The sequence below is a fragment of the Cellulosimicrobium sp. 22598 genome (genome assembly GCF_052044445.1).
GTDB lineage: Bacteria > Actinomycetota > Actinomycetes > Actinomycetales > Cellulomonadaceae > Cellulosimicrobium > Cellulosimicrobium cellulans_G.
The window spans coordinates 48,764-74,380 of sequence record NZ_JBQEMZ010000004.1 but is presented as its reverse complement, the minus strand read 5'-3'; the positions used below and the strand labels follow the sequence as shown (position 1 = coordinate 74,380).

23 protein-coding genes are annotated in these 25,617 nt (G+C 72.6%); 17 read left to right on the top strand and 6 right to left on the bottom strand.

Annotated features, from left to right (window positions below):
* Positions 1-81 precede the first annotated feature (81 nt).
* Positions 82-534 carry a VanZ family protein gene (locus ACTJIY_RS05875; protein ID WP_440673528.1) on the top strand — a complete coding sequence of 151 codons (453 nt, stop codon included), beginning with the start codon at positions 82-84 and terminating at the stop codon, positions 532-534.
* On the opposite strand, the gene ACTJIY_RS05870 is transcribed toward ACTJIY_RS05875, so the two are convergent.
* Together ACTJIY_RS05870 and ACTJIY_RS05865 are read right to left on the bottom strand one after the other, a co-directional pair.
* On the bottom strand, positions 524-2,170 hold the full coding sequence (locus tag ACTJIY_RS05870; RefSeq protein ID WP_440673529.1) for a fucose isomerase: 1,647 nt from the start codon (positions 2,168-2,170) through the stop codon (positions 524-526). The two genes, ACTJIY_RS05875 and ACTJIY_RS05870, sit on opposite strands and share 11 nt — an antisense overlap.
* Positions 2,167-3,771, bottom strand: a complete 1,605-nt coding sequence (locus tag ACTJIY_RS05865) for an FGGY-family carbohydrate kinase (protein ID WP_440673530.1) — start codon at positions 3,769-3,771, stop codon at positions 2,167-2,169. Before ACTJIY_RS05865 ends, ACTJIY_RS05870 begins: the two co-directional genes overlap by 4 nt.
* 459 nt (positions 3,772-4,230) lie before the next feature.
* On the opposite strand from ACTJIY_RS05865, the gene ACTJIY_RS05860 reads away from it, so the two are divergent.
* Genes ACTJIY_RS05860 through ACTJIY_RS05840 form a run of 5 tightly spaced genes read left to right on the top strand, consistent with a single transcriptional unit; the run spans position 4,231 to position 9,602 of the window.
* On the top strand, positions 4,231-5,568 hold the full coding sequence (locus ACTJIY_RS05860) for an ABC transporter substrate-binding protein (RefSeq protein WP_440673531.1): 1,338 nt from the start codon (positions 4,231-4,233) through the stop codon (positions 5,566-5,568).
* Between the two features lie 2 nt (positions 5,569-5,570).
* Positions 5,571-6,539 (top strand): carbohydrate ABC transporter permease, encoded by a 969-nt coding sequence (locus ACTJIY_RS05855; RefSeq protein ID WP_052877364.1) that lies wholly within the window; start codon positions 5,571-5,573, stop codon positions 6,537-6,539.
* Positions 6,536-7,465 carry a carbohydrate ABC transporter permease gene (locus tag ACTJIY_RS05850; RefSeq protein WP_439157924.1) on the top strand — a complete coding sequence of 310 codons (930 nt, stop codon included), beginning with the start codon at positions 6,536-6,538 and terminating at the stop codon, positions 7,463-7,465. Before ACTJIY_RS05855 ends, ACTJIY_RS05850 begins: the two co-directional genes overlap by 4 nt.
* A complete protein-coding gene (locus ACTJIY_RS05845) occupies positions 7,462-8,961 on the top strand; it encodes an FGGY-family carbohydrate kinase (protein ID WP_440673533.1) in 1,500 nt (499 codons plus the stop codon). The genes ACTJIY_RS05850 and ACTJIY_RS05845 overlap by 4 nt, the downstream gene beginning before the upstream one ends.
* Positions 8,958-9,602, top strand: a complete 645-nt coding sequence (locus tag ACTJIY_RS05840) for a class II aldolase/adducin family protein (RefSeq protein WP_047231098.1) — start codon at positions 8,958-8,960, stop codon at positions 9,600-9,602. Before ACTJIY_RS05845 ends, ACTJIY_RS05840 begins: the two co-directional genes overlap by 4 nt.
* Before the next feature lie 57 nt (positions 9,603-9,659).
* Here the strand turns inward: ACTJIY_RS05840 and ACTJIY_RS05835 are convergent, their stop codons facing one another.
* A complete protein-coding gene (locus ACTJIY_RS05835; protein ID WP_253054511.1) occupies positions 9,660-10,718 on the bottom strand; it encodes a LacI family DNA-binding transcriptional regulator in 1,059 nt (352 codons plus the stop codon).
* Between the two features lie 83 nt (positions 10,719-10,801).
* On the opposite strand from ACTJIY_RS05835, the gene ACTJIY_RS05830 reads away from it, so the two are divergent.
* Positions 10,802-11,788, top strand: a complete 987-nt coding sequence (locus ACTJIY_RS05830) for a ketose-bisphosphate aldolase (RefSeq protein ID WP_440673534.1) — start codon at positions 10,802-10,804, stop codon at positions 11,786-11,788.
* A gap of 9 nt (positions 11,789-11,797) precedes the next feature.
* Here ACTJIY_RS05830 and ACTJIY_RS05825 read toward each other — a convergent pair whose 3' ends face one another.
* Positions 11,798-12,808: a LacI family DNA-binding transcriptional regulator gene (locus ACTJIY_RS05825; RefSeq protein ID WP_439157927.1), complete on the bottom strand. Its 1,011-nt coding sequence runs from the start codon at positions 12,806-12,808 to the stop codon at positions 11,798-11,800.
* 191 nt (positions 12,809-12,999) lie between these two features.
* On the opposite strand from ACTJIY_RS05825, the gene ACTJIY_RS05820 reads away from it, so the two are divergent.
* From ACTJIY_RS05820 to ACTJIY_RS05795, 6 genes are all read left to right on the top strand, one after another.
* A complete protein-coding gene (locus ACTJIY_RS05820) occupies positions 13,000-13,695 on the top strand; it encodes a GntR family transcriptional regulator (RefSeq protein WP_253054505.1) in 696 nt (231 codons plus the stop codon).
* Complete coding sequence (locus ACTJIY_RS05815) at positions 13,692-14,561, top strand: dihydrodipicolinate synthase family protein (protein WP_439157928.1); 870 nt, start codon at positions 13,692-13,694, stop codon at positions 14,559-14,561. The genes ACTJIY_RS05820 and ACTJIY_RS05815 overlap by 4 nt, the downstream gene beginning before the upstream one ends.
* A gap of 28 nt (positions 14,562-14,589) precedes the next feature.
* Entirely contained in the window at positions 14,590-15,531 is a 942-nt protein-coding gene (locus ACTJIY_RS05810) for a carbohydrate ABC transporter permease (RefSeq protein ID WP_253054501.1), read from the top strand.
* Between the two features lie 85 nt (positions 15,532-15,616).
* On the top strand, positions 15,617-16,450 hold the full coding sequence (locus ACTJIY_RS05805) for a carbohydrate ABC transporter permease (RefSeq protein ID WP_440673535.1): 834 nt from the start codon (positions 15,617-15,619) through the stop codon (positions 16,448-16,450).
* Positions 16,451-16,533: 83 nt separating this feature from the next.
* The gene (locus tag ACTJIY_RS05800) at positions 16,534-17,826 is read left to right on the top strand and encodes an ABC transporter substrate-binding protein (RefSeq protein WP_253054498.1); all 1,293 of its coding nucleotides are present in this window, start codon (positions 16,534-16,536) and stop codon (positions 17,824-17,826) included.
* Positions 17,827-17,940: 114 nt separating this feature from the next.
* On the top strand, positions 17,941-19,464 hold the full coding sequence (locus ACTJIY_RS05795; protein WP_440673536.1) for an FAD-dependent oxidoreductase: 1,524 nt from the start codon (positions 17,941-17,943) through the stop codon (positions 19,462-19,464).
* Positions 19,465-19,551: 87 nt separating this feature from the next.
* On the opposite strand, the gene ACTJIY_RS05790 is transcribed toward ACTJIY_RS05795, so the two are convergent.
* Positions 19,552-19,995, bottom strand: a complete 444-nt coding sequence (locus ACTJIY_RS05790; RefSeq protein ID WP_439157931.1) for a YchJ family protein — start codon at positions 19,993-19,995, stop codon at positions 19,552-19,554.
* Positions 19,996-20,095: 100 nt separating this feature from the next.
* Positions 20,096-21,076: a glycoside hydrolase family 19 protein gene (locus tag ACTJIY_RS05785; RefSeq protein WP_440673537.1), complete on the bottom strand. Its 981-nt coding sequence runs from the start codon at positions 21,074-21,076 to the stop codon at positions 20,096-20,098.
* 265 nt (positions 21,077-21,341) lie between these two features.
* On the opposite strand from ACTJIY_RS05785, the gene ACTJIY_RS05780 reads away from it, so the two are divergent.
* The 4 genes from ACTJIY_RS05780 to ACTJIY_RS05765 are packed head-to-tail and all read left to right on the top strand — an operon-like array spanning position 21,342 to position 25,564.
* Positions 21,342-22,442 carry a LacI family DNA-binding transcriptional regulator gene (locus ACTJIY_RS05780; RefSeq protein ID WP_253054490.1) on the top strand — a complete coding sequence of 367 codons (1,101 nt, stop codon included), beginning with the start codon at positions 21,342-21,344 and terminating at the stop codon, positions 22,440-22,442.
* Positions 22,439-23,401 carry a carbohydrate ABC transporter permease gene (locus ACTJIY_RS05775; RefSeq protein ID WP_253054488.1) on the top strand — a complete coding sequence of 321 codons (963 nt, stop codon included), beginning with the start codon at positions 22,439-22,441 and terminating at the stop codon, positions 23,399-23,401. The genes ACTJIY_RS05780 and ACTJIY_RS05775 overlap by 4 nt, the downstream gene beginning before the upstream one ends.
* A 3-nt stretch (positions 23,402-23,404) precedes the next feature.
* Positions 23,405-24,232, top strand: coding sequence for a carbohydrate ABC transporter permease (locus ACTJIY_RS05770; protein WP_253054486.1), 828 nt, complete (start codon positions 23,405-23,407; stop codon positions 24,230-24,232).
* Between the two features lie 42 nt (positions 24,233-24,274).
* Positions 24,275-25,564 carry an ABC transporter substrate-binding protein gene (locus ACTJIY_RS05765; protein WP_440673538.1) on the top strand — a complete coding sequence of 430 codons (1,290 nt, stop codon included), beginning with the start codon at positions 24,275-24,277 and terminating at the stop codon, positions 25,562-25,564.
* The last annotated feature ends 53 nt before the right edge of the window (positions 25,565-25,617 follow it).

The window sequence follows — 25,617 nt, the reverse complement described above, 5'->3', positions numbered from 1 at the left end:
CGAGGAGGGGGACCGGTGGAGGGATCGTGCGCGCTCCGCAGGAGGCGCCCCGTCCCGCGACGGCCCTCGTACGCTGACGCGATGCGCCTGCTGACCTGGACGTTCGCCGCCTACCTCGCCGCGGTCCTCGTCGTGACCCTGTGGCCGTCGCCGCAGACCACCGACGCGCCCGGCTGGGCCACGGCGACCCTCGGGTTCCTCCAGGGCCTCGGGATCCCGATCACCCTCCCGGTGCTCGAGGCGCTCGCGAACGTCGTCATGTTCGGGCCCTTCGGCGTGCTCGGGGTCCCGCTCCTGCGCGGCGCCACCGCCCGACGGCGCGGCGCACCCCTGGGCGTGCGGCGCACCGTCGGCGTCGTCACCCTCGCGGGCTGCGCGCTGTCGGTCGCGATCGAGCTGACCCAGAACGTCCTGCCGGGCCGCGTCCCGACCGTCCAGGACGTCGTGATGAACACCGCCGGCGCGCTCCTGGGCGCGGCGCTCGCCGCCGTCGTCGTGCTCGCCGTCGGCGCGCGCCGACCCGTCACCGGGTGAGCGCGCTGTCCCCGCACAGGTGGACCGGCATGCCGAGCGCGGCGAAGAACGCGGCCTTGGCCTCGAGCGCACGGTCGGCGGTCGCGGGGTCGGGCGCGTACGCGACGTTCAGGTGGTTCGCCTTGTGGCGGGCCATGAACTGGTCGCGGCTCACGCCGTGGAGCACGGCGTGCATGATCGGCCACTCCGGGTTCGTCGCCTCCTTGCGCCGACGCGTCTCCTCCTCGGGGAGCGACACCGCCGAGGCCCGGCCGAGGTCGACCTGCAGGACGCCGTCGGCGATGTAGACGCGGGACCAGACGATCTCGCCGGCCCGGGAGACCCCGTTGAGGGTGGAGCCGCCGGCCGGGAAGAAGACGGGATCCTGGCGCCAGCCCTCCGCGCCCGCGTAGCCGCCCTCGAGGTGCGAGGCGGGTACCGAGCCGGAGATCTCGAAGACCCACACGAACTGCCCGTCGAACTCCTCGCCCCAGCGCACGTCGTGGAGCGTGGTGGCCGGGTCGAGCCCCATCGCCGTCCACAGCCGGTTCGTGACGAGCGCGTCGACGGCGACGCCCTCGTCGGCCTCGTTGAAGTGGGGGAACGCCTGGCCGTCCCACAGGATCCGCTGCCCGTCGCGCGAGCGGACCGGCGGGCGCTGCACGTTGTTGAGCAGCCCTTCCGCGAGGTCGGACGCGGGACAGATGTCCTTGAGGCCCTGCTGGTACTGGATGCCGACCGCGTCGAGCCCGAAGTCGTCGGCGATGCGGAGGGCCGCGACGTACATCTTGTGCTGCCAGCGGAGCTGCGCGGGCGTGAGCTCGGTCGCCTCGTCGGTCCCGAGCCGGAAGGTCATCCCCGCGTCCTCGAGCCAGCGCTGGACCTCGTCGGCCTCGTCGTCGGTCACGCGCTGCATCTCCGCCCAGAGCGCGGACTGCGACAGACGCTCCTTGTAGATGCCGAGCCCGTTGAGCAGCTCGTCGTCGAAGATCGCGTTGTACATCCCCATGCAGCCCTCGTCGAAGACGCCGATGATCGCCTTCTCCCGCAGGAGCTGGGCCGCGAGGGCCTCGCCGAGCTGCTTCTCCGGGGAGTCCGGGAGCGCGGGGAGCGGGTGGACGTGGGAGTCGTCGTGCGCGATCGTCCCGGTCGCGACCCACGAGCGGATCGCGTCCTGGAACCAGGCGTCGGTCCCGTCGACGGTCCACACGGTCGAGTACGGCGTGCCCATCTTGGTGAGGCCGGCGTTCAGGCCCAGGAGCCCGACGAGCCCCGGCCAGTCGCCCGCGAAGTTCGCGGCGGTGAGGATCGGGCCACGGTGCGTGCGCAGGCCGGCGAGCACGTGGTGGCTGTACTGCCACACCGCCTCGGCGACGACGAGCGGCGCGTCGGGCGGGATGGTCGCGAACACGTCGAGCCCCATGCGCTGCGAGCTGATGAAGCCGTGCCCGGTCTCGGGGTCGACGTCGTTGGCGCGCACGACCTTCCAGCCGTTCGCCGCGAACGCGTCGGTGAGCACGCGTTCGAGCTCCACCTGCGTCGGCCAGCCTGCGACGTTCGCGGACTCGCGCAGGTCGCCCGACGCGACGAGGTAGACCGTGCGCTCGGGGGCCCGGGCCTCCGGTGCGAGCTCGGGGACGGCGTAGGTGCTGGTCATGCGGGTGCTCCTTCGAGAGTGGCGCGGTGGGTGGAGAGGGTGGCGGAGGGGCGCTCCGGGGCGGCGGGACCCGCGGTGCGGCCGGTCCGGCGGGCGAGCGCGTGCACGACGTCGCGCGTCGCCGGGTAGAGCGTGCGGTAGAGGCCGTAGAGCTCGTCGTACGCGGAGCGCGTCCCCGGGTCGGGCTCGACGACACGTGCCGGGGGGTTCCACGCGGCGACGTCGAGGAGCCGCCCCTCCTCGTGCACGAGCCCGGCGGCGAGCATCGCGGCGCCGTAGCTCGCGCCGATCGTCCGCGTCGGGACGACCTGGGGGAGCCCGGTCACGTCGGAGACGACCTGCGTCCACAGGTCGCCCTGGGTGCCGCCGCCCACGGCGACGACCCGGGAGATGTCGGCCCCGGCGTCGCGCAGGGTCTCGACGTTGTGCCGCACGCCGAACGCCGTGGCCTCGAGCGCCGCGCGGTAGAGGTCGCCGCGCGTGTGCGTCACGGTGAGGCCGGCGACGACGCCCCGCGCGTCGGGGTCCTGGACCGGGGTCCGCTCGCCCGCGAGGTAGGGGAGCATGAGGAGGCCGCGCGCGCCCGGCCCGGAGGCAGCGGCCTCGGCGAGCAGCTCGGGGTAGCCGGCCCCGGTCAGGTCGCGGAGCCACGACGTGATCGCTCCCGACGTCGCCATGCCCCCGGCCAGGTTGTGGGTCCCGGGGTAGGCGCCGACGGTGCCCCACATCGTCTCGCTGCGCAGGGGCTCGGCGACGGTGGCGACGAGGAACAGGGTCGTGCCGTACATGAGCATGAGGTCGCCGACGTGCGTCGCGTCGACGCTCACGGCCTCGGACCAGGCGTCGATCGTCCCGGTGACGACCGGCGTGCCTGCCGGGACCCCGGCGAGGGGCTCGCGCGTCACGCCTGCGGCCTCGCCCGGCCAGCGCAGGGCGGGGAGCTCGAGGCCGGGGGCGACGAGGTCGGCCCAGTCGTCGATCCACTCGTGCGTGCGCGGGTCGTAGAGGGGCGTCGACTGGGACGCGGAGTGGTGGTCGAGCACGTAGGCGCCGGTGAGCCGGAACGCGAGGTAGGACGCGGGCATGAACAGCCGCCGGGCGCGGGACCAGGCCTCGGCCTCGTGCTCGCGGACCCAGGCGATCTTGGGTCCCGCGGCCTGGGACGAGAGCGCGGAGCCGCAGCGGTCGAGGACGGTCGCGCGCCCCAGCGCGGCGTCGAGCGCGGCGATCTGACGCGTCGCGCGCGTGTCGACGCCGTACAGGATCGCCGGGCGCACCGGCGTCCCGACGTCGTCCGTCAGCAGGACGCACGGACCCATGCCCGACACCCCGACGGCCGCGACCTCGAGGTCGGCGGGCACGTCGGAGCCGCGGACGGCGCCCGGGGCCAGGTCGGCCGTGAGCTCGGTGACGATCGCGACGAGCTCGTCCCACCAGACGGCGGCGTCCATCTCGACGTGGCCGGGAGCGGGCCGGTCCACGGTGTGGGCGCGGGTCGTCGAGCGGAGGATCGCGCCGTCGGGTCCGACGAGCACGCCCTTGGTGCTCGAGGTGCCGACGTCGACGCCGACGAGGCCCGGGGTCACGGGAGGTCTGGGCATGCCGACCAGCATGACAGAAATCGATTACAGAAACAACGGTCGCCCCGACCTGCGCTCTTGTTCCGCGATGTCTCGCCAGGTGAGACGAATTCGAGGGTTGACGCAACTGTGACCTGGGTGTCGGCGCGCCGTCCCGGGGTCGGGGCCCGCCCCGCGCCGCCCCGGGACAGCGACGGCGAGACCGGTTGTCACCCGCCCCGGCGGTGCCTGCCCCGGCGGCGCGTGCCGCACCGTTCCGCGCTCGGCGGTGGTGCCGTTGTCGGACAACGGACACCGCGCTGTCGGCCCGTGGCTCGGCACCGGCGACAACGCCGCGCCCGCGTGGCGGCGGCCACCGGACAGGCACGGACGACACGCGGCCGGCGCGGCGGCGACGGGGTCGGCGGAGCCGTTGACGACCTCGACCCGGAGACGTTCGATGAGGCCCTCGCATCCAACGACGGAGAGAGGACGGACGCGATGAAGCTTCCCCGAACTGCGCACCGCGGCATCCAGGCCGGAGTCGCGCTCACGATCGTCACGTCGCTCGCGGCGTGCGCGGGCGGCGCGGATCCTGAGCAGTCGGGCCAGGGGGGCGAGGGCGGGACGACGGTGTCGTTCCGCTCCTGGAGCCCGATCGAGCAGACCACGCGTCAGATGATCGACGCGTTCACCACCGCCAACCCGGACGTCACGATCGACGCCACGATCTTCAACTACCCGGAGTACGTCGTGGACCTGCAGACCCGCGCGAGCTCGGGCACGATGCCCGACATCGTGGGTCTGCAGCCCGGCGCGCTGACCCAGCAGTACCGGGAGAACCTCATGCCGCTGGAGGACTGCGCGGCCGAGACCTGGGGCGACGACTGGGAGTCGAAGTTCTTCCCCATCGGCCTCGAGCAGGCCCGCATGGGCAACCCCGAGGGCGACGAGCACTACTACGCGCTGCCCCTCCTCGTGCAGACGGTGAACCTCTGGGCCAACTCCGACCTGCTCGACGAGGCGGGCATCGAGCCGCCGGCCACGTGGGCCGACCTCGAGAGCGCCGTCGACACCCTCGGCGGCGGCTCGGCGGCGCCGTTCCTGCTGCCCGCGAAGGACTCGTGGCTGCGGAACGTCGTGTTCCTGCAGATCGCCAACAACATCGAGCCCGGGCTCGTCTACCAGGCGGAGTCGGGCGAGGCGTCGTGGACCGACCCGGGCGTCGTCGAGGCGTTCACGTACTGGCAGAAGCTGTTCACCGACGGGATCGCCCAGCAGGGTGCCCTCGCCCTCGACGCCTACCCGAACGGCGTCAACCAGTTCGAGGCGGGCAACGCCGCGATGATCCCCCTCGGCGCGTGGTGGATCCAGCAGTCCGACCCCTCGCGCTCGGACATCCCGCCGCTCTCGCAGGGCATGGAGGGCTACGAGCCCTTCCTCTTCCCGACGATCCCGGGCGGGGCTCCGGAGCCGCAGCTCGTCGGCGGCATCGACGTCGCGCTCGGCATCTCGAAGGACGCGAAGAACCCCGACCTCGCGTGCCAGGTCCTCACGGACTGGATCGCGGGCGACGGCGCCCAGGTGCTCATCAACACCTTCAACGACCTGCCCGCCGTGCAGGGCCTCGACCCCGAGGAGTTCACGAGCGACAAGCAGCAGGAGATGTGGACGACGTTCACCGAGGACTGGATGCCCGAGGTGCAGTACTCGCGCTACTTCGAGTCGCCGGACATCGACACGGCCGTCGCCGACGCGCTGTCCGCGGTCGCCGCGGGCCAGTCGACGCCGGAGGAGGCCGCGGCGTCGGTCCAGGCGGTCCAGGACGGGCTGGGCTGACGATGGCAGCCCTCGTCTCCGGGCGACCCGCGGCGGCGACGCCGCGGGTCGCCGGGTCGCGCGCGACGACGCCGACGGGACGCAGCACGCGTCGCCGCCAGCAGCTCGTCGCGCTCGGCTTCATCGCTCCCGCGCTCCTGCTCTTCGCCGTGTTCGTCGTGTACCCGATCGTGTTCAACGTCCAGGCGAGCACGCTCGACTGGGACGGCGTCAACGCCGGGACGCCGGCGGGCGTCCAGAACTACGCGGACCTCGCGCAGGACCCGGTCTTCCACATCACGCTGCGCAACTCGCTGCTGTGGATCCTCCTGACGATCGTGCCGCAGGCCGTCATCGGCTTCACGCTCGCGTGGCTCCTCAACACCCGGCTGCGCGGGAGGACGGTCTACCGGGCGATCTTCTTCCTGCCGGCCGTCCTGTCGCCCGTCGTCGTGGGCATCGTGTGGCAGCGCCTGCTCGACCCGTTCAACGGCGTGCTCGCGCAGCTCGGCCGGGCCACCGGCCTCGAGGTCCTCACGCGTCCCTACCTGTCCGACCCGTCGACCGCGATCGTCACGGTGATCGTCGTCAACGTGTGGATGTGGTCGGGCTTCTCGATGCTCTTCTACCTCGCCGGGCTCCAGCTCCTCGACCACTCGGTCCTCGAGGCCGCGCGCATCGACGGCGCCAGCGGCTGGTCGCTGGTCCGCCGGATCGTCCTGCCGCTCCTCAAGCCCACCCACCTGTCGCTCGTCCTGCTCGGGATCATCGGGTCGCTGAAGACCTTCGAGCTCGTCTGGGTGCTCACCGAGGGCGGGCCCAACCACGCGTCGGAGCTCATGCCGACGTACATGTTCAAGGAAGCCTTCCAGCTCCAGTCGTTCGGCTACGGCGCGACGATCTCGGTCGTCCTGCTCGTCCTCGCGATCGGCTCGTCCGTCGCGATGCTGCGCACGTTCGGCGCGGGGTTCATCACGGGGGAGAAGTCATGACGGCACTCAGCTCCGGCACCGCCCGCGCGGGGCGCGCGCCCGACGACGCCGCCGCACGGGAGACCGTCGTGGCGGGGCGCCGCCGCCGCGGTCACGGACGCAGCAAGGACGTGGAGGCGCCGCCGCGGTGGTCGCACTGGCTGCTCGGTCCGCTCGCCGTGCTGTGGATGGTCCCCGTGGTCATGGTGCTCGGGATCTCGCTGCTGCCGACGTCCAACCCCTCGACGACGGCGCTCGGGCTGCTCCCCGAGGAGCCCACGCTGCGCAACTACGTGACGATCTTCGAGACCAACCCGATCCTCCAGCACCTGCTGAACAGCCTGCTGGTGTCGGTCCCGTCGATCCTGCTCGTGGTCCTCCTCGGCTCCATGACGGCGTTCGCCCTCGCCCGCCTGCGGGTGCCGTTCCGGGGCGTCGTGTTCGTGGGGCTGCTGCTCGCGCTCGTGCTGCCCATGGCGAGCATCGTCGTGGCGGTCTTCAAGATCCTCCAGGCGATCGGCCTCTACGACTCGCTCCTCGGCCTCGTGCTCGCCTACACCGCGCTCGGGCTCCCGTTCGCCGTCATCATGATCCGCACCACGTACCTCGCGATCCCCGACGAGACGTACGAGGCCGCGCTCGTCGACGGAGCCTCCGCCTGGACCATCTTCTGGCGCATCTACTTCCCGCTCGGCAAGGCTGCGGCGGCCGTCGTCGTCATCTGGCAGCTCATGATGACGTGGAACGACTTCCTCCTCCCGCTCGTGGCGATCAGCGACAACGACCTCAAGCCGCTGACGCTCGTCCCCCTCGCGTACCGGGGGATCTACCTGAGCCAGCCGGGCGCGCTGTTCGCGGTGCTCGTGCTCATCTCGGTGCCCATCGTCGTCGTCTACCTGTTCATCCAGCGGTACCTGGTGAACGGGCTCGCGGGGTCGGTCAAGTGAGCTACCTCGGCATCGACCTCGGGACCACCGGCACGCGCGTCGGCGTCTACGACGAGAGCGGCAACGAGCTCGTCGCGCGCTCGCGCCGCACCACCGTCGTGCGACCCGCACCCGGCCGCGCGCACGTCGACGCGGAGGCCGTCCTGGACGGCGTCGAGGCGCTCGTGCGCGACGTCGTCGGCGAGCCCGCGGTCCGCGCGGACCCCGTCGAGGCGCTGTCCTTCTCCACGCTGGGTGAGGCCGTCGTGCCCGTCGACCGCGCGGGCCGGGCGCTCGGTCCGGCACCGCTGAGCATGGACGGCCGTGGCGCGGCCTCCGCGGCCCGGCTCCGGGAGACGCTCGGCGACGACGTCGCCCAGGAGATCACCGGCCAGCCGCTGCACCCCATGTTCTCCGTGCACAAGGTCCACGACCTCCTGCCCGACGCCGCGCTGCCCGCGGCGGTCCGCACGATGGACGACTTCGTCGCGACCCGTCTGGGCGCGGCGCCCGCCGTCGACCTCACGATGGCGGCGCGCACCGGCGCGTTCGACGTGCGCTCGCGCACCTGGTCGGCCACCGTCCTCGACGCGCTCGACGTCCCCGGGCACCTCTTCTCCCCGGCGGTGGCTGCGGGCGAGGTCGTCGGCACCGTGTCCGCGGACGCGGCCGAGCGCACGGGCCTGCGACCGGGCACGCCGGTCGTGGCCGGCGTCCACGACCAGGCCGCGGCGTTCCTCGGCGGCGGGGGGCGGCCCGGGCACCGGGCCGTGTTCTCGTTCGGTTCGAGCGACTGCCTCACGGTGGGGACGCGCGCCCGCCCCGGCGGCCTCGACGGCACCGGGCTCGCGACCTACCCCGTCGGCGACGACCTGTGGGTCACGCTCGCGGGGACCGCCGCCGGCGGGTTCGCGCTCGACTGGTTCTCGACCATCGTCCACCACGACCGGATCGACCCCTGGGCGTCGCTCTACGAGGTCGGCGCGGTGGACCCGCCCCCGCTCCTCGTCGCCCCGTACCTCGCGGGCTCCGGCACGCTCGACAACGACCCGGCGGCGCGCGGAGCGCTCCTCGGGCTGACGCTCGAGACGACGACCGCCCAGATCGCGCGCGCGTTCGTCGAGGCGTCCGGGTTCGAGCTCGCGAAGATCCGCGCCGCGCTCGCGGAGCGTGGCGTCCCCCCGGTCGAGGTGCACGCCGTCGGCGGCGGCTCGGCCAACCTCGCCGCGCTGCAGGCGCGCTCCGACGCCGCGGGCGTCCCGCTGCGCGCCGTCGTGCGCGAGGCCGCGGGGCGGGGCGCCGCGCTGCTCGCGGCGCTCGGGGTCGGCACGTTCCGGGACGTGCTCGACCTGCCCGCTCCACCCGTCCTCCACGAGGCGAGCCCGGACCCGCGCCACGCGGCGTGGTACGCGCGGCAGCGCGCGACGTTCGACTCGCTCCACCGCCTCCTCACCCCCGTCAGCACGTCCCTCGCCGTCGAGCCCCTCGACGGCACCGCACTCAAGGAGATCGCATGACCACGCTGGACACGTTCGACCTGCAGGCCGCGCGCGAGGACGTCCTCGCGTACTGCCTGGAGTCCGTGAAGCTCGGGCTCAACTTCAACACGCAGGGGAACATCAGCCTCCGAATCCCCGGCACGTCGACGTTCCTCATCACCCCGACGGACCTCGAGTACGACCGCATGACGCCCGACGACCTGGTCGTCGTGGACGAGGACGCGAACGTCGTCGAGGGCCACCTGCTGCCGTCGTCCGAGGTGACGGTCCACCTCGCCGTGTACGCCGCCCGCCCCGACGTGCAGGCGATCGTCCACACCGAGCCGACGTACGCGAACGTGTTCGGCGTGCTCGGGGAGCCGATCCGCGGCGCGCTCGTCAACATGGTCATCTACACCAAGGGCGACGTGCCGATCATGCCGTTCGCGCTGAGCAACTCGACCGAGTTCGGCCGCGACATGGCGCGCTACCTCGAGGACCGCAACGCGGTCGTGTGGGCCAACCACGGCCTGCTCACCGTCGGCCCGAACCTGCGCGACGCGTTCAAGACGAGCGTCGCGGTGGAGAGCGCGGCGAAGGTGCTCTCCGCGGCGCGGGCCGTCACGGACGAGCCGATCGTGCTCGACTACGCCTCGCTGGGCATCACGCACACGCTCTGACCCGTGCCCGGTGCGCACCGTCCCCACGGGGCCGGCCCGGCGGCCCGCCGCCGGGCGCTACCCGAGGACGTTGCGCGCCGGGTCGATCGGCACGCAGCCGCACGTCGTGCCGTAGGCGATGTCGTAGTCCATGTCGAGCAGGCGGGGCGGCAGCGTCGGGTTGTTCATGCGCTCCGTGAGGAGCTGGACGGTCCGCGCGGCGAGCGTCGCGGCCGGCGCGACGGCGTTCGTCGGCACCAGGCCCGTCGTCCCCACGCCGGGCACGTTGTCGAACGTCGTGAGCACGACGTCGGACGGCACCTTGAGCCCCAGGCGCTGCGCCGCGGTGAGCACGCCCCAGAACATGAGGCTGTTCGTCGCGAGCACGCCGAACGGCGGCTCGAGCGTCCGGAACAGCGAGTACGCGGCGGTCGCGGCCTCCTCGGACGTCGTGAGCCCGGCGAGGACGTGGTTCTCGGTCCCCGTCCGGCTGACGACGCGCTGGAACGCCGTGTGCCGGTTGCGCAGGGTGGAGACCGCGAGGTCTCCGGCCACGAGGCACACCCGCTGCACGTGGTGCTGCTCGATCATGTGCAGGGTGAGCTGCTCGGCCGCGTGCCGGGCGTCCGGCAGCACGTGGTCGACGAGACCCCGGACGGAGGGGACCGTGCGGTCCACGACGACGGTCGGGACGGACTGCGCGAACTCCACCAGGCCCGGTGCGCCGGTCGGGAAGATCACGAGGCCGTCGACGTCGAGGCGTCGGAAGGCCGTGAGGATCGACTCCTCGGTGTGCAGGTCGTCGTCCGAGTCGGCGGAGAGCAGCGTCGGGCTGACGTTGGCCAGCCGCTCCTGGAGCGCGCGGCTCACCGCGGCGAAGTAGTCGTTGCGCACGTCGGGGAACACGAGCCCGACGACGCCGGTCCGGCGCTTGCGTCCCCGCGGGCGCGCCTCGCCCTCCAGGCCCAGCTCGGCGATCGCGTCCTCGACGAGGCGCCGCGTGGCGGCGGCGACGTGCGGCTCGTCGTTGACGACGCGCGACACCGTCTTGATGGACACCCCGGCACGCGCGGCGATGTCGGCCAGCCGCACGGACCGGCCACCCGCTCCCGCGGTCCGGTCGTCGTCCTGCGTCACGTCGCCTCCGCCCGTCGCCCGCACGAACCCGTCGCCGTCCGCCCGGGCGGCACGCTCCCGACGACACGACAGGAAGGTCAGCCATGACCCTCGTCACGAACCGTACCCTGCTCGACGCCGCCGCCCGGGGTGGCTACGGCGTCGGCGCCTTCAACGTCGCGGACCTCGCGATGGCCACCGCGGTGCTCGACGCCGCGCGCGCGACGGCGAGCCCCGTGATCGTGGAGACGCTCGCCGGGTCGCACCCCTATGGCGACGACCGGACCTGGTGGTCGGCCCTGCACTCCGTGATCGGCGCCTACCCGGACGTGCCGGTCGCGCTCCACCTCGACCACGGGCCGGACGAGGCGACCTGCGCGCGGGCCGTCGCCGCCGGCTTCACGAGCGTGATGATCGACGGCTCGATCGGTCCGGACGGCCGCCCGGCCGGCTTCGAGGAGAACGTCGCGGTCACGCGCCGCGTCGTCGCGCACGCGCACGCGCACGGCGTGTCCGTCGAGGGGGAGCTCGGGACCATCGGCGGCTCCAAGGACGGGCGCAGCCACGCCGAGATCGTCCTCGCCGACCCGGAGCAGGCGGAGGAGTTCGTGCGCCGTACCGGTGTCGACGCGCTCGCCGTCGCGATCGGGACGTCGCACGGCGCCTACAAGTTCACGAGCCCGCCGGACGGCTCGGTCCTGCACATGGACCTCGTCGAGCGCATCGCGGCCCGGGTGCCCGGCACGCACCTCGTCATGCACGGGTCCTCCGGCCTGCCGGCCGACCTGCGCGCGACCATCAACGCGCACGGCGGCGACCTGCCCGAGTCGTGGGGCGTCCCCGACGCGGAGAAGGCGCGCGCGGCGAGCCTCGGGGTGCGCAAGATCAACCAGGGCATGGACCACTACATGGCGTTCACCGCCGGCGTCCGGGTCGCGCTCGCGCAGTCCCCCGGGGACGTGGACCCCGCGGGCTACCTCGCCGAGGGCCGGCGCTGGGCGCAGCGGCTCCTCGAGGAGCGCATGGTCCTGTTCGGGCAGGCGGGGCGGGCGGCCGACGTCGGGGCCCGGGAGGCCGCGGCACCGCGCTGAGCCCGGCGTTCACGGCCCGGCGGGCGTCTCCTGGACGACCTGCCGGGCCGGCTCCTCGTCGCCCGCGAGCCGGTCCAGCAGGAGCCGGGCCGCCGTCGTGCCGAGCGCACGGGGGTCCAGGGGCACGAGCGCGACGTCGGACGTGCGCGAGGTCGCGAAGGGGAGGTCGCCCACGATCCCGACGCCCAGCGCGGGCCCGTCGCCGGGTCCCCTGTCGCGCCCCGCGTCGGCCGGTGACGCCGCAGGGCGGCCGTGCGCGTCGGCGAGCGCACGGAGCACCCCGACGCCCACCAGGTTGTTCGTCGCGACGACCGCGTCCGGCGGGTCGGACCGGGCCAGCAGGGCGACGGTCGCGTCGTAGCCCCCGTCGACGCGGAAGTTGGCGTGCACGAGGAGGTCGTCGGCGGGGAGGCCCGCGTCGTCGAGCACCTCCCGCCAGCCGCGTGCGCGGTCGACCGCCGTGCTCGTCGCGACCGGCCCCGTGACGCACGCGATCCGCCGGAACCCGCGCTCGACCAGCGCCTGCGCGGCCCGCCGCCCCAGCGCGACGTTGTCGAAGAGCACCTGGTCCACGTCCTGGCCCACGCGGCGGTCGATCACGACGACCGCCCGGCGCCGGGCGCGCAGAGCGGCGATCTCGGGAGACCCGCTCGCGGGCGCGACGACGACGCCCGCCATGTTCTCGTGCTCCGCCACCGCGAGGTAGCGCTCCTCCTTGGCCGGGTCGTCGTCGGTGTTGCAGAGCACGACGGAGTACCCGGCCTCCTGCGCGACGTCCTCGACGCCTCGCGCGACGGCCGTGAAGAACGGGTTCTCGACGTCGGGCAGGACGAGCGCGACGACGTCGCTGGAGCGGCGGCGGAGGGAGCGCGCCGTGCGGTCGGGCACGTAGCCGAGGTCCTCGACCGCGGCGTGGACGGCGGCCGCGAGCTCGGGTCGGACGCTCTTGCCGTTGAGGACCCGGGAGACCGTGGCCGTGGACACGCCCGCGTGCCGGGCGACGTCGACGATACGGGTCATGGGAGCGCCTCCTCGGCGGGGGTCGTGCGCACCGGTCCGGGGTGCGCCGGGGCGGCTGTGCTCGCCGTGCCGCTCATCGTAGGGCGCGCGCCGGACGGCGGTCGGTGCGGTGGGGTCTTGCGGCGGCGGGTGTAATCGATTACTGTCACCTGTTAACAGTTGACTGCTGACGTTCAGAGGGGAGCGTGGCGATGACCTGGACAGCGGTGGAACCGGTGCCGACGACGGCACTGAGCGACCACATCGCCGAGAGGCTGCGGCACATGATCATCGCGGGAGAGGTCCCGGCGGGGTCCCACCTCGCCGAGCCGCGGCTCGCCGAGTCGTTCGACGTGAGCCGCGGCCCGGTGCGCGACGCGCTCCGCCAGCTCGAGTCGGAGGGCCTCGTCGTCACGCGACGACGCAAGGTGTTCGCCGCGGGGCTCACCGCGGACGACATCGTCGAGCTGTACGCGATCCGCGAGGCGATCGAGGTCCTCGCGCTGCGCCTCGCGCACCAGCGCGCCGACGCGGCCGACTGGGCGGCGGCGCTCGCCGCGCTCGACACCATGCGTGCCGCGGCCGACGACGACCGGTACGACGACTACGCGCGTGCCGACCTCGCGTTCCACTCGTCCTTCTACGCGCTGTCCGGCAGCAGGCGGCTGTTCGACATCTGGCGCCAGTACGAGCCCACCTTCGCCGTGCTCCTCCAGATCACGAACGCCGAGGACATCGACCTCGGCCCGTCGTTCGCCTCGCACGTCGCGATCCTCGAGACGACGCGGGCCGGCCGCGTGGAGGAAGCCGTGGCGGAGGTGCAGGAGCACCTGCTCGGCGCCCGCACGCGCATGGTGCAGGCCCACGCCCGCATCTCGACCCCGACCGACGGAGAGCTTCCCGCATGACTACCACCCCTCACCTGCTGCCCGCCCTGGTGACGGCGTTCGGCCAGGACGGCGCGCTCGACCTCGTGTCGTGCCGCCGGCTCTTCGCCCGGGCGGCGACGCTCGACGTCGAGGCGCACTTCGTCGCCGGCACGACCGGCGAGTTCGTGACGCTGTCCGACGACGAGCGGCTCGCCGTGATCGGGGCCGCCGTCGACGAGATCGGGCCCCAGCACGTGTTCGCCCACGTGGGAGCCGCGTCCGAGCACGCGGCCGTCCGACTCGCGATGCGCGCGCACGAGCTCGGCGCCCGACGGTTCGCGGCGATCACCCCGTACTACACGGCCGTGCCGCGCGCGGCGCTCGTCGACTACTACACGGGACTGCGCCGCGCCCTCGACGGGTGCGAGCTGTTCGCCTACGTCTTTCCCGACCGTACGGGCCTCGACATCTCGCCCGAGGACCTGGCCGCCGTCGTGGTGGCGGCCGGTCTCGACGGGGTCAAGGTGAGCGTCCCAGGCGTCGACTACGTGGGTCGCCTGGTGGACGCGCTGCCCGCCGGGGCGGTCGTCTACTCCGGGAACGACGCTCTGCTGCCCGAGGTCGTCGAGGCCGGGGGGGCCGGTGTCGTCTCGGGAGTCATGCAGGCGGGACCGGAGCCGTTCCTGCGCCAGGCCGAGGCGCTGCGCCGAGGCGACGTCGCGGCGGCGCTCGCCGTCCGGCCGGCCGTCGACGCGCTCGTCGGGGTCTACGGCCCGGACCTCGCCGCGACGAAGGCGCGCCTGGTCGCCGAGGGCCTGCTCGCCTCCTCTGCCGTGCGCGTCCCGCACGTGTCCCGACCCGCCACCGACCCGGTCCCCGAACCACCTGCCGTCGTGCAGGCCTGACCGTCCCGCCCGGAGGTCGACGATGACCATGAGCCTGACCACCCCGCCCACGACGCCGCCCCCCGCGGACGTCGAGCCGGCCCGTGCGCCGGCACGCCCGCCCCGCCGCCGGTCGCTGAGGTCGACCCGCCTGCCCGTCGCGCTGCTCGCGCCGGCGGTCGTGCTCGTCGCGATCGTGTCGGTGTTCCCCATCCTCTTCGCGCTCAACCTCTCCGTGCACGAGACCCGGTACACCGAGGTCGAGGACTTCGTCGGTCTCCAGCACTACGCCCAGGTGCTGGGCACCACCGAGGGCTGGGCCATGATCGGCCGCTCGATGGTCTACGTGCTCGGGTCGCTGGTCCTCGCGCTCCCGCTCGCCGTCGGCCTCGCCCACCTGCTCGACCGCCCCGCGAGGTTCCGTCGCGTGTTCCGCGTGCTGATCCTCATGCCCTGGGTCATCTCGCAGACCGTGGCCGCGCTCCTGTGGCGCTGGCTCCTCAACCCCGACTACGGGCCGCTGGGCCTGGGGAGCCTCGGCGGCTCCCGCGTCGACGTGCTCGCCGACCCGGTGCTCGCGATGGTCGCCCTCGTCCTGGTGAACGTGTGGCTGAGCTACCCGCTCGCGACGATCCTCACGCTCGCCGCGCTCCAGGGCGTTCCGGCCGAGCTGCACGAGGCGGCCGAGGTGGACGGCGCGAGCGCGTTCCGCAGGTTCCGCTCCGTGACCCTGCCCATGATCATGCCGACGGTCTTCGTCGTGGCGATCATGCTCACGCTGCTCTACTTCAACATGGTCACGCTCGTCCTGACCTTCACGGGCGGCGGGCCCTTCAACGCGACGCTGCTCGTGAGCCTCGAGGCCTACCAGCAGTCGTTCAGCTTCTTCAACCTCGGCCTCGGCGCGGCGTACAGCGTGATCCTGTTCGTCTTCAACGTCGTCTTCGGCCTGGCCTACATCAAGATGCTGCGGGGTGACCGTGATGCCTGAGACGACCACGACCCTGGCGCCGGCGACCGCGCCGACGCCGTCCTCGACCCGGGCCGGACGGCGGTCGCGGCCCCGCGGAGGTGCGGTGTCCCACGGGCGGCACCGGCCGGCCGGCCCGCTCGCGTACGTCGGCCTCGTCGCGGCGTCCGTGTTCGCCGTGCTCCCGCTCCTGTGGGCGCTGTCGACCTCGTTCAAGAGCAAGGGCGCGGTGCTCTCGGACAGCGGCTGGATCCCGGCCGCCCCGACGCTCGAGAACTACACCAAGGTCCTCTTCGAGTCCCAGGTGCCGCGCTACCTCCTCAACAGCATCGTCGTCGCCGCGGGATCGGTCGTGCTGACCATCGTGCTCGCCCTGCTCGGCGCCTACGCGACCGCCCGGTTCGCGTTCCGCGGCCGCGACGCGAGCCTGTTCCTCATCCTCATGACGTCGATGATCCCGGGCATCGCGATCCTCGTGCCCCTGTACTTCCTCGCGGTCCGCACCGGGCTGTACGACACCTACGCCGGCATGATCCTCGTCTACACCGCGTGGCAGGTCCCGACCGTGCTGTGGATGCTGCGGGGCTTCCTCCAGTCGATCCCCGGCTCGCTCGAGGAGGCGGGGCGCATCGACGGCGCGGGCGACCTGCGGATCATGGTCCAGCTCGTGCTGCCGCTCGCCAAGCCGGGCATCGCGGCGGCGTCCGTCGTCGCGTTCGTCGCGGTCTGGAACGACTTCCTCATCGCCTCGACCATGGTCAGCTCCGACGAGAAGCGCCTGGTCGCCGTCGGCCTCTACAACTACCTGTCCCAGTACGGCATCGAGTGGGGCCAGCTCACCGCCGCCGTCGTCGTCACCGTCGTCCCGATGATCGTGCTCTTCGTCCTCATGGAGAAGCGCATCGTCTCGGGCCTGTCCGCGGGCGCGACCAAGGGGTGAGCCGGGTCCCGCCGACCCGGCGCGCCGCGCCCACGTCCTCGAGCAGCACCCACCTCCGCACGCACTTCAAGGAAGAAGGAACCATGCGTACCTCCACCACCCGCAGGGCCGTCGCGCTCGCAGCGACCGGGGCGCTCGCCCTCTCGCTCGCCGCATGCGGCGGGGACTCGTCGTCCGGCGGCTCGTCCGACCTCGAGCTCTGGACGTTCCTGGACCCGAGCTCGGCCGACGACGCGCGCGGGAAGGCGCTCAAGGAGATCGTCGACGGCTTCAACGCGAGCCAGGACGACGTGACCGTGACCGTCCGCTCGATCAACTACGCGCAGATCGACGCCGAGGTCATCCGGGCGACGAGCAGCGGCCAGGGCCCGGACATCCTCAACGTGTACAGCACCCAGCTCGCGACGCACGTGGACGCGCGCACGCTCCAACCCCTCGGGGACGTGGCGGGCACCGAGCTCGACGAGCTCGAGGCGGACTCGATCTTCCCGTTCGACGGCGTCACGTTCGACGGCGACGTCATGTCCGTGCCGTGGGAGGTCCGGGCGTGGATGCTCTGGTACCGCGCCGACCTCCTCGACGAGATCGGCGCCGAGGTGCCCTCGACGATGGACGAGCTCGTCGACGTGGCGGGACGGCTGAGCGCCGAGACCGACGTGACGACGGGTCTCGCGATCGGGTTCTCGGACCAGGGCCTCGGCGCCGACTTCGTCGAGAAGTTCATCCCCTTCACGTGGGCGAACGGCGGCGAGATCCTCGACGACTCGGGCGAGCCCGCGTTCGCGAGCGACGCAGGCGTCGCGGCGCTCGACCTTATGAGCGACTTCCACGATGCCGGCGCGTTCGGCGACGAGGCGCTCAGCATGACGGCCGACGACGTCGTGCAGGGGGTCTCGGCGGGGACCATCGGCATGGCGATCGAGGGCACGCAGCGCGTGAGCGCGGCGCGTGCCGGGGACGGGATCGGCGAGAACCTGCAGGTCGTCCCGGTGCCGTTCGACGCCGCGGGCCCGCTGCCCACGGCGGTCGCCGGCCAGACGATGGGCATCGGGGCGAACTCCTCGGACCCGGAGGGCGCGTGGGAGTTCATCAAGTACTACACGTCGGTCGAGTCGGCGACGGCGTTCGCCGAGGCCGGCGTCCTGCCCTCGCGGTCCTCGGTCTACGACTCGGACGACTTCGCGAGCCTCGGCAACGCCGAGGAGCTGCGCACCTGGCGCGACTACATCGCCGAGCACGGGCGCCCCGAGGTCACGTCGACGAGGTTCAACGAGCTGAGCGCCGCCCTGGTGTCGGCCGGCCAGCAGACGGTCTTCAAGGGAGCCGACCCGCTCCCGTCGCTCCAGACGGCGGCGTCCGCCTACTCGGGCGGCTGACCACCGGTCCACCGGGACGGCCCGCGGGCCGTCCCGGCCCACCGTCCCGCCGCAGGGACGCAGCACGGCACGAGCAGCACGGCAACGAGCACCACCACCCAGGAAGGACACTCCATGAGCACCACCTCGACCGACTTCGACGTCATCGTCTGCGGGGGCGGACCGTCCGGATTCATCGCCGCGATCGCTGCGGCACGCACGGGCGCGAAGACCCTGCTCGTGGAGCGGTACGGGTTCCTCGGCGGCATGGCGACCATCGGGTGGTTGGGTCCCATCTCGCCCTTCTACTTCAAGGACGAGCGCGTCATCGCGGGCGTGCCGTACGACTTCGTCCGGCACATGGTGGCGGCGGGGGGCTCTACGGGGCACATCCGCTGCACGAACCCGCACGGGAGCGGGAGCTACCTGTGCTTCTACGACCGCGAGCAGTACAAGTGGTCGGCCATGACGCTGTTCCTCGAGGCCGGCGGCACCCCGCTCCTGCACACCTGGATCGCGGACACGATCGTCGAGGACGGCGCCGTGCGGGGCGTCGTCGTGGAGAACAAGGGCGGCAGGAGCGAGATCCGCGCCAAGGTCGTCGTCGACGCGACGGGCGACGGTGACGTCGCCGCGCGGGCCGGTGCCGCCCACACCGTCGGCAACGGTCACGGGCTGTCCCAGCCCGCGACGCTCATGTTCGACATGGAGGGGGTCGACACGCTCGCGGTGAAGAGGTACATGGACGAGCACCCCGAGGACTTCGAGTGGGCCTCCGAGTTCGTCGCGGTGTCCGACTACTCGCCCCGGCTCCCGCAGCCGAAGGACCACTTCGTCGGCCAGGGCTTCGTCGAGATGGTCGGCAAGGCCATGGCCGACGAGGAGCTCTACCTGGGCCGCGACTCGATCCTCTTCCTCACGACCACGCACCACGGCGTCCTGCACTTCAACTCGACGCGCGTCGCGGAGGTCGACGCCACCGACGCGGAGTCCCTCACCCGCGCGGAGATCGACGCCCGCCGCCAGGTCATGTCGCTCTCGCGCTTCCTCGTCGAGAAGGTGCCCGGGTTCGAGAACGCCCAGCTCGCGGGGACCGGGACGGCGCTCGGGATCCGCGAGAGCCGCCACATCACGGGTGAGTACGTGCTCACCGGGGAGGACGTCGTCAACGGGCGGAAGTTCGACGACGTCGTCTCGCGCGGCTACTTCCCGATCGACATCCACAACCTCAAGGGCAAGTCGGGGTACACGGGCGGGGGGACGTGGCAGGACCTCGAGGACACGTACGACGTGCCCCAGCGGGCGCTCATCCCCGTGGAGCTCGACGGGCTCGTGATGGCGGGCCGCGCGATCTCCGCGGACCAGGCGGCGCACGGCTCCTTCCGGACGCAAGGCGGCGTCATGGCCATCGGCCACGCGGCGGGCACGCTCGCGGCGCTGGCGGCGAAGAGCGGTACGCGTCCGCGCGAGGTCGACCACCGTGACGTCCAGGCGACCCTGCTGGACCAGGGGGCGTCGCTGCGCCGCGACCCCGTGGCGGTGGAGCGCGAGCGCCGCCTCGCCGTCGACGCCGTGAACGCCGCGCTCGCCGCGGGCGAGGCGCACGACGCCTACCTCGCCGAGGCGGAGACGTTCACGGGTCGCGCCCCGCGCCTCTGAGGACGCTCCGACCGCCCGGCCGCGCTCTCGCGACCCGCCGTGGCCCGTCCCGACCCGGGGGCGGGCCACGGGCGCGCGGTCGGTCGGCTACGCGGGATGGGCCCCGTCGACGTAGTACCAGCGGTCGCCCTCGCGCACGAACCGGCTGACCTCGTGGAGCCGACCGCGGTCGGAGCGGTCCGTGCGCGACCGGTGGTACGCGGCGAACTCGACGACGCCCGTGGTGTCGAACGGGCCGCCGGCCTCCGTGCGCAGGACGTCGAGGCGGCGCCACTCGAGGTCGTCGTCGAGGTCGAGGTCGGCCGGCCGGGTGGACGCGTGCCAGGTCGCGCGCAGGTAGCCGGCGTCGCCGACGGCGAACGCGCTGTAGCGCGAGCGCATGAGCGCCTCCGCGGTCGGGGCGTGCGGGCCCGGTGCCGCGCCGTCCGGGCCGGGTCGCAGGCCCGCGTGGTAGCGGCCGCAGCACGCCCCGTAGGCGTCGCCGGACAGGCAGGGGCATCGGACGCCGTCGGCGGTCGGGTGCGCGCTCATGCCGCCGAACCTACCGGTGCCTCGGGCGGGGCTCGTCGTCCGCGACCGTGGCCCGCCCCCCAGTCGGGACGGGCCACGGTCGTCTGCGCCGGACGGACGGTCAGCAGGACAGGTTCGAGCCCGTCGTCGTGCCGAGGATCTGCGCGAAGCGCTGGAACGCCGCGATGCGCGACTGCACCTGCGCCGGGTTGCCGCCGTTGCACTCGAGAGAGCCGTTGATGGAGCGGATCGTCTCGCCGAAGCCGGCGCCGTTGACGATCGCCTGGTGGCCGGTCATCGTGCCCGGCCCGGACTGCGTGTTCCAGTACCACAGGCCCGTCTTCCAGGCGACGGCCGAGCTCTGCTCCACGAGGTAGGGGTTGTTGAGCAGGTCGATGCCGAGCGCGTCACCGGCCGCCTTGTAGTTGTAGTTCCAGCTGAGCTGGATCGGACCCTTGCCGTAGTACGCGCTCTGGCCCGCGGGGCAGCCGTACGGCTTCGAGGCGTCGCAGTAGTGCGGGTAGTTCGCGGTGTTGATCTCCTTGATGTAGACGAGCCCGCCGGTCTCGTGGTCGACGTTGGCGAGGAACGCCGCAGCCTCGCGCTTGGCGACCTCGGTGCCGCCCGTCGTCGCGAAGGCCGGGTAGGCCGACAACGCGTCGACCAGGCCCTGGTACGTGTAGAACGCGTTCCGGTTCGGGAACATCTGGTTGAACTGGGCCTCGGAGACGACGAAGCCGCTCGGGTTGCCGGGGTTGCCGGGGTTGCCCGGGTCGGTCCCGCCGCCGCACGCGCCCTGGGAGCGCCAGACGCCCCACTCGCCGGTGGTGCCGGGCGTCTCGCCCTGGGTCCACCAGCCGGCCTTCCAGTTCTGGCCGCCGTGGGAGACGACGGCGCCGCCCAGGTAGACGGCGCCGGAGCTCCACGCGGGGGCGCAGGTCGCGGCGTGCGCCTGCTGCGCCGGCCCGGCGACCGCCCAGGAGAGCGCTCCCGCGAGCACGAGGAAGACGGCGAGGAGCAGGGCGAGGGGACGGGACGCGGGGCGCTGGGCGACCGCGGCGGCCGCCGCGGGGGAGGGCGACGCCAGAGTTCGGGTGTGCATCGGTGCACCTTTCGTCGATGGTCGGGTCGGTTCGAGCCTGGTGGGGCGTCGCCACGGTGGACAACCCCCGTACGCGGAACCCCGTACCCAGGGGAGGCGCGAGGCAGGGCCCCGGTCCTCGGCGAGGGCGTGCCGAGGGGTTGACGTCCGGGCTCGGCGGGTGCGAGAGTGTGCGCAATCCGGAAACGTTTCCAGAGTGGTCATGGTCGCCGATCTGGAAACGTTTCCAAAACGCGACGGTCCTTCGACGACGAGGTGGACGACAGTGACGTCATCACGCGCCACGCTGATCCAGGTGGCACAGCGGGCCGGGGTCTCCCTGGCCTCGACCTCCCGCGCCCTGCACGGGACGGGCGCGAGCCCGGCGATGGTCGAGCGGGTGCGCGCCGCGGCCACCGAGCTCGGCTACAGCCCGGACGCGATCGGGCGCTCGCTGCGCCTGAAGAAGACGTTCCAGGTCGCGTTCGCCGTCGCCGACATCGGCAACCCCGTCTACGTCGAGATGATGACGGCGATCCACGAGGTGCTCGCGCCGCACGGGTACCGCGTGGTCGTCATGACGACGGGGGACACCACGCGGTCGACCGTCGAGCTCGTGCGCAGCCTGTCGAGCGGGTTCGTCGACGCGATGATCCTCAGCCCGCTGCGCACCGACGACGAGCTCGTCGAGGAGATCCGGCAGGCACCCGTGCCCGTCGTCGTCATCGGCCGCACCCTGGCCGACCGCGGCATCGACTCCGTGTCCACCGACTCGGCGGGCGGCATCGGCGAGGCCGTGCGTCACCTGCTCGGCCTCGGCCGCCGCCGCCTCGCGTTCCTCAACGGCCCTCTCGACACCACGCCCGGTGAGGCGCGGCAGCGCGGCTTCGACGCCGCGACGCGCGCCGACGACTTCACGGGCGAGCGTGCCGACGCCGTCGTCGCGGCGGACTTCACCGTCGCGGCGGGCCTCGCGGCCACGCTCGCGCTCCTCGACGGGACCGACGACGGCGCCCGCCCCGACGCGATCGTCGCGGCCAACGACCTGCTCGCGATCGGCGCGATCCGGGCCGTGCGCGAGCGCGGGCTGTCGGTCCCCGAGGACGTCGCCGTGACCGGCATGGACGACACCGAGATCGGGCGGGTGTTCCAGCCCAGCCTCACGAGCGTCTCGCTCGGCTCGACCGAGCGCGGGCGGATCGCCGCGGAGCTCGTCGTCGACCTCGTGGACGGCGACGCGCAGGCCGGGCGGCACACCGCCGTCGGACCGCGCCTCGTCGTGCGCGAGTCGACCGCCGCGACGCCCGAGGCGGGGGCGCAGGGCGGGGTGAGCGGCGCCGTCGGGCAGGACGCCACGGCCGCCACGACCGGAGGTGACCGCCGATGAGCGCCCCGACCCTGGCGGGCGACCCGCACGCCGCCGCAGCGCGTCGGCCCGACCGGGGCGCCCCGCGCCGGACCGGCGGGATGGCGCGCGCCAAGCGACGCGAGGCGATCGCGCTCGTCATGCCGTCGCTCCTGCCGATCCTCGTGCTGAGCGTCGCGCCGCTCGTCATGGGCGTGGCCCTGGCGTTCACCGACGCCCGGCTCGTGCGCCACCCGGACTACCAGTTCGTGGGCGTCGACAACTTCGTGCGCCTCGCGGACAACTCGTTCTTCTGGGACTCGTTCCGCATCGGCATGATCTGGGCCGTCTCGGTGACGCTGCTCCAGCTCGTCGCGGCGATGGGCCTCGCGCTCCTGCTCAACTCCGGGCTCCGGCTCCAGGGGCTGACGCGCGTCCTCGCGCTCATCCCGTGGGCCATGCCGCCGGTCGTCGTGGCGATCATGTGGCAGATGATCTACTCGCCCAACGCCGGGCCGCTCAACGCGTTCCTCGGCGCCCTCGGGCTCCCGGACGACGTCAACTGGCTCGCGGACTTCTCCACCGCGCTGCCCGCGGTGATCGTCGTCGGGGTGTGGGTCGGCATGCCGCAGACCACCGTGACGCTGCTCGCCGGGCTCCAGCAGATCCCGGAGGAGCTGCACGAGGCCGCGGCGATGGACGGCGCGGGCGCGTGGCGCCGGTTCACGGCGGTGACGCTCCCCAGCCTGCGGCCGATCATCACGTCCATCACGTCGCTGAACTTCATCTGGAACTTCAACTCGTTCTCGCTGGTCTACGTGCTCACCGAGGGCGGGCCGGGCGGTCGGACCATGCTGCCGATGCTCTTCACGTACCTGGAGGCGTTCAAGAACCGGAACATCGGCTACGCCGCCGCGATGGGCGTGGTCCTCGTGGTCGTCGTCGTCCTCCTGCTCGCGATCTACCTGCGGTCGCAGTTCCGCTCCGAGAAGGAGAGCTGACCCGTGCGCGCACTCGTCCGCCCGGCCCAGTACGTGGCCCTGGCGTTCTACATCCTCTTCCTCGGCTTCCCGCTGCTGTGGCTCATCTCGGCCTCGCTCAAGTCGTCGGGCGAGCTCAACTCGCTCACCGTGAGCCTGGTCCCGCAGGACTTCCACTGGGAGAACTACTCCCAGGCGCTCTCGCGGCAGGGCCTCGTGCGCTCGGCGTGGAACAGCGCGATCGTCGCGGTCGTCTCGACGATGCTCGTCATCGTCATCGCGCTGCCGGCGTCGTACGTGCTCGCGCGCCTGCGCGGCAAGATCCGCGCGGCGGGCGTCGGCTGGATCCTGGTGAGCCAGGTGTTCCCGGTGATCCTCATCATCCTGCCGCTGTTCCTCATCCTGCGGACCATCGGGCTCACGGACTCGCTCGTCGGGCTGACGCTCGTCCACACCACGTACACCCTCCCGTTCGCGCTGTGGATGATGCAGGGCTACGTCTCCGCGATCCCGGTCGACCTGGAGGAGGCGGGCTCGATGGACGGCGCGAGCCGGTTCACCGTGCTCCGCACGATCGTCTTCCCGCTGCTCATGCCGGGCATCGTCGCGACGGCGATGTTCAGCTTCGTGTCCTCGTGGAACGAGTTCTTCTTCGCGCTCGTCCTGCTCCAGTCGCCCGAGAACTACACGCTGCCCATCACGCTGAAGATGTTCATCGGCGGCGAGGGCAAGGTGGCGCTCGGTCCCCTCGCCGCGGGCTCCGTGCTCGCGGCCATCCCCAGCATCGTCTTCTTCTCGATCATGCAGAAGAAGCTCACCGGCGGCCTGCTGTCCGGCGCCGTCAAGGGGTGACCCCATGAACCCCCGAACCACCCCCACCCGAAAGGTAGAACCATGAAGACTCGTGGTGCGTCCATCGCCGCATGCCTCACGATCACGACCCTGCTCGTCGCGTCCTGCTCCAGCGGGGGCGGCAGCGGGGACGACGGCACCGACGGCGGCCCCGTGACGCTGAAGTTCCAGTCGCTGTCCGACCAGCCCGCCGCGATCGAGGCGACCGAGAAGATCGTCGCCGACTGGAACGAGGCGAACCCCGACGTCCAGGTCGAGATCGTGCCCGCGGGCTGGGACGGCATCTACGACAAGCTCATCACGCAGTTCAACGGCGGCGCCGCGCCGGACATCATCCACTACGAGGCGGCGAGCATCGTGCCCTTCGCCGTGGACGGCTACCTGGCCGACCTGTCGGAGTACATGTCCGACGAGAAGCGCGCCGACATCCCCGAGGGCATCCTCGACTCCGTGACCGTCGACGACCAGGTCATCGCGTACCCGACCGAGCTGCAGTCCTACATGGTGTTCGCGAACAAGACGATGCTCGAGGCCGCGGGCGTCGAGATCCCCACGGGCGAGACCATGACGTGGGACGAGCTGCGCGAGATCGCCAAGGCCACCACGAAGGACGGCGCGTACGGGCTCGGGTGGGGGCTCGCGAGCCCGACGGCCGCGTTCATGGCGATGGCTCCCGGGTTCGGCGGCCAGTACTTCGAGGGCACCGGCGCCGACGCGAGCATCACCATCGGCGAGGGCGAGATGGCGCTGCCGGAGCTCGTCGACGAGATGGCGCACACCGACAACACGGTGCTGCCGGTGACCCTCACGCAGTCCGGGTCGGAGACGCTCGCGTCGTTCTACGGCGGCCAGGTCGCGATGACGATCCAGGGCTCGTTCCAGGCCGCGAACATCGCCAACGACGCGCCCGAGGGCTTCGACTGGGTCGTGCTGCCTCCGCTCGAGGGTCCCGACGGCGCCGAGCAGGCCGCCAACCCGCAGACCCTGTCGGTGAACATCGACTCCGAGCACGTCGAGGAGTCCGCGGAGTTCATCGAGTTCTTCACCGACACCGAGAACCTCGCTGCGCTCAACGAGGCGGACGCGCTCATCCCGGCGACGACGTCGGCGCAGGAGGCCATGGCGGCGTCGCTCGGCGACGAGAACGGCTGGTCGACGATCCTCTCGTCCGGTCAGTTCCTCACGTCCGCGCCGTACCTGTTCGTCGACGCGTACGCGCAGTGGAAGGACACGGTCGCGACGCCCGCGTACCAGAAGTTCCTCGCCCAGGAGATCGACGCCGACCAGCTCGCGACCGAGCTCGAGTCGGGCTGGGACGAGATCACCAAGTAGCAGGACAAGCGGCGGGGTCGGTCGGTGGTCGACCGCCCCCGCCGGGAACCGCG

What these genes read in the sequence shown, in the direction of transcription:
- ACTJIY_RS05870 (WP_440673529.1), bottom strand. Translation starts at nt 2,170, where the DNA reads ATGACCAGCACCTACGCCGTCCCCGAGCTCGCACCGGAGGCCCGGGCC.
- ACTJIY_RS05795 (WP_440673536.1), top strand. Translation starts at nt 17,941, where the DNA reads ATGAGCACCACCTCGACCGACTTCGACGTCATCGTCTGCGGGGGCGGA.
- ACTJIY_RS05860 (WP_440673531.1), top strand. Translation starts at nt 4,231, where the DNA reads ATGAAGCTTCCCCGAACTGCGCACCGCGGCATCCAGGCCGGAGTCGCG.
- ACTJIY_RS05815 (WP_439157928.1), top strand. Translation starts at nt 13,692, where the DNA reads ATGACTACCACCCCTCACCTGCTGCCCGCCCTGGTGACGGCGTTCGGC.
- ACTJIY_RS05820 (WP_253054505.1), top strand. Translation starts at nt 13,000, where the DNA reads ATGACCTGGACAGCGGTGGAACCGGTGCCGACGACGGCACTGAGCGAC.
- ACTJIY_RS05855 (WP_052877364.1), top strand. Translation starts at nt 5,571, where the DNA reads ATGGCAGCCCTCGTCTCCGGGCGACCCGCGGCGGCGACGCCGCGGGTC.
- ACTJIY_RS05790 (WP_439157931.1), bottom strand. Translation starts at nt 19,995, where the DNA reads ATGAGCGCGCACCCGACCGCCGACGGCGTCCGATGCCCCTGCCTGTCC.
- ACTJIY_RS05775 (WP_253054488.1), top strand. Translation starts at nt 22,439, where the DNA reads ATGAGCGCCCCGACCCTGGCGGGCGACCCGCACGCCGCCGCAGCGCGT.
- ACTJIY_RS05840 (WP_047231098.1), top strand. Translation starts at nt 8,958, where the DNA reads ATGACCACGCTGGACACGTTCGACCTGCAGGCCGCGCGCGAGGACGTC.
- ACTJIY_RS05810 (WP_253054501.1), top strand. Translation starts at nt 14,590, where the DNA reads ATGAGCCTGACCACCCCGCCCACGACGCCGCCCCCCGCGGACGTCGAG.
- ACTJIY_RS05850 (WP_439157924.1), top strand. Translation starts at nt 6,536, where the DNA reads ATGACGGCACTCAGCTCCGGCACCGCCCGCGCGGGGCGCGCGCCCGAC.
- ACTJIY_RS05800 (WP_253054498.1), top strand. Translation starts at nt 16,534, where the DNA reads ATGCGTACCTCCACCACCCGCAGGGCCGTCGCGCTCGCAGCGACCGGG.
- ACTJIY_RS05875 (WP_440673528.1), top strand. Translation starts at nt 82, where the DNA reads ATGCGCCTGCTGACCTGGACGTTCGCCGCCTACCTCGCCGCGGTCCTC.
- ACTJIY_RS05765 (WP_440673538.1), top strand. Translation starts at nt 24,275, where the DNA reads ATGAAGACTCGTGGTGCGTCCATCGCCGCATGCCTCACGATCACGACC.
- ACTJIY_RS05830 (WP_440673534.1), top strand. Translation starts at nt 10,802, where the DNA reads ATGACCCTCGTCACGAACCGTACCCTGCTCGACGCCGCCGCCCGGGGT.
- ACTJIY_RS05825 (WP_439157927.1), bottom strand. Translation starts at nt 12,808, where the DNA reads ATGACCCGTATCGTCGACGTCGCCCGGCACGCGGGCGTGTCCACGGCC.
- ACTJIY_RS05785 (WP_440673537.1), bottom strand. Translation starts at nt 21,076, where the DNA reads ATGCACACCCGAACTCTGGCGTCGCCCTCCCCCGCGGCGGCCGCCGCG.
- ACTJIY_RS05865 (WP_440673530.1), bottom strand. Translation starts at nt 3,771, where the DNA reads ATGCCCAGACCTCCCGTGACCCCGGGCCTCGTCGGCGTCGACGTCGGC.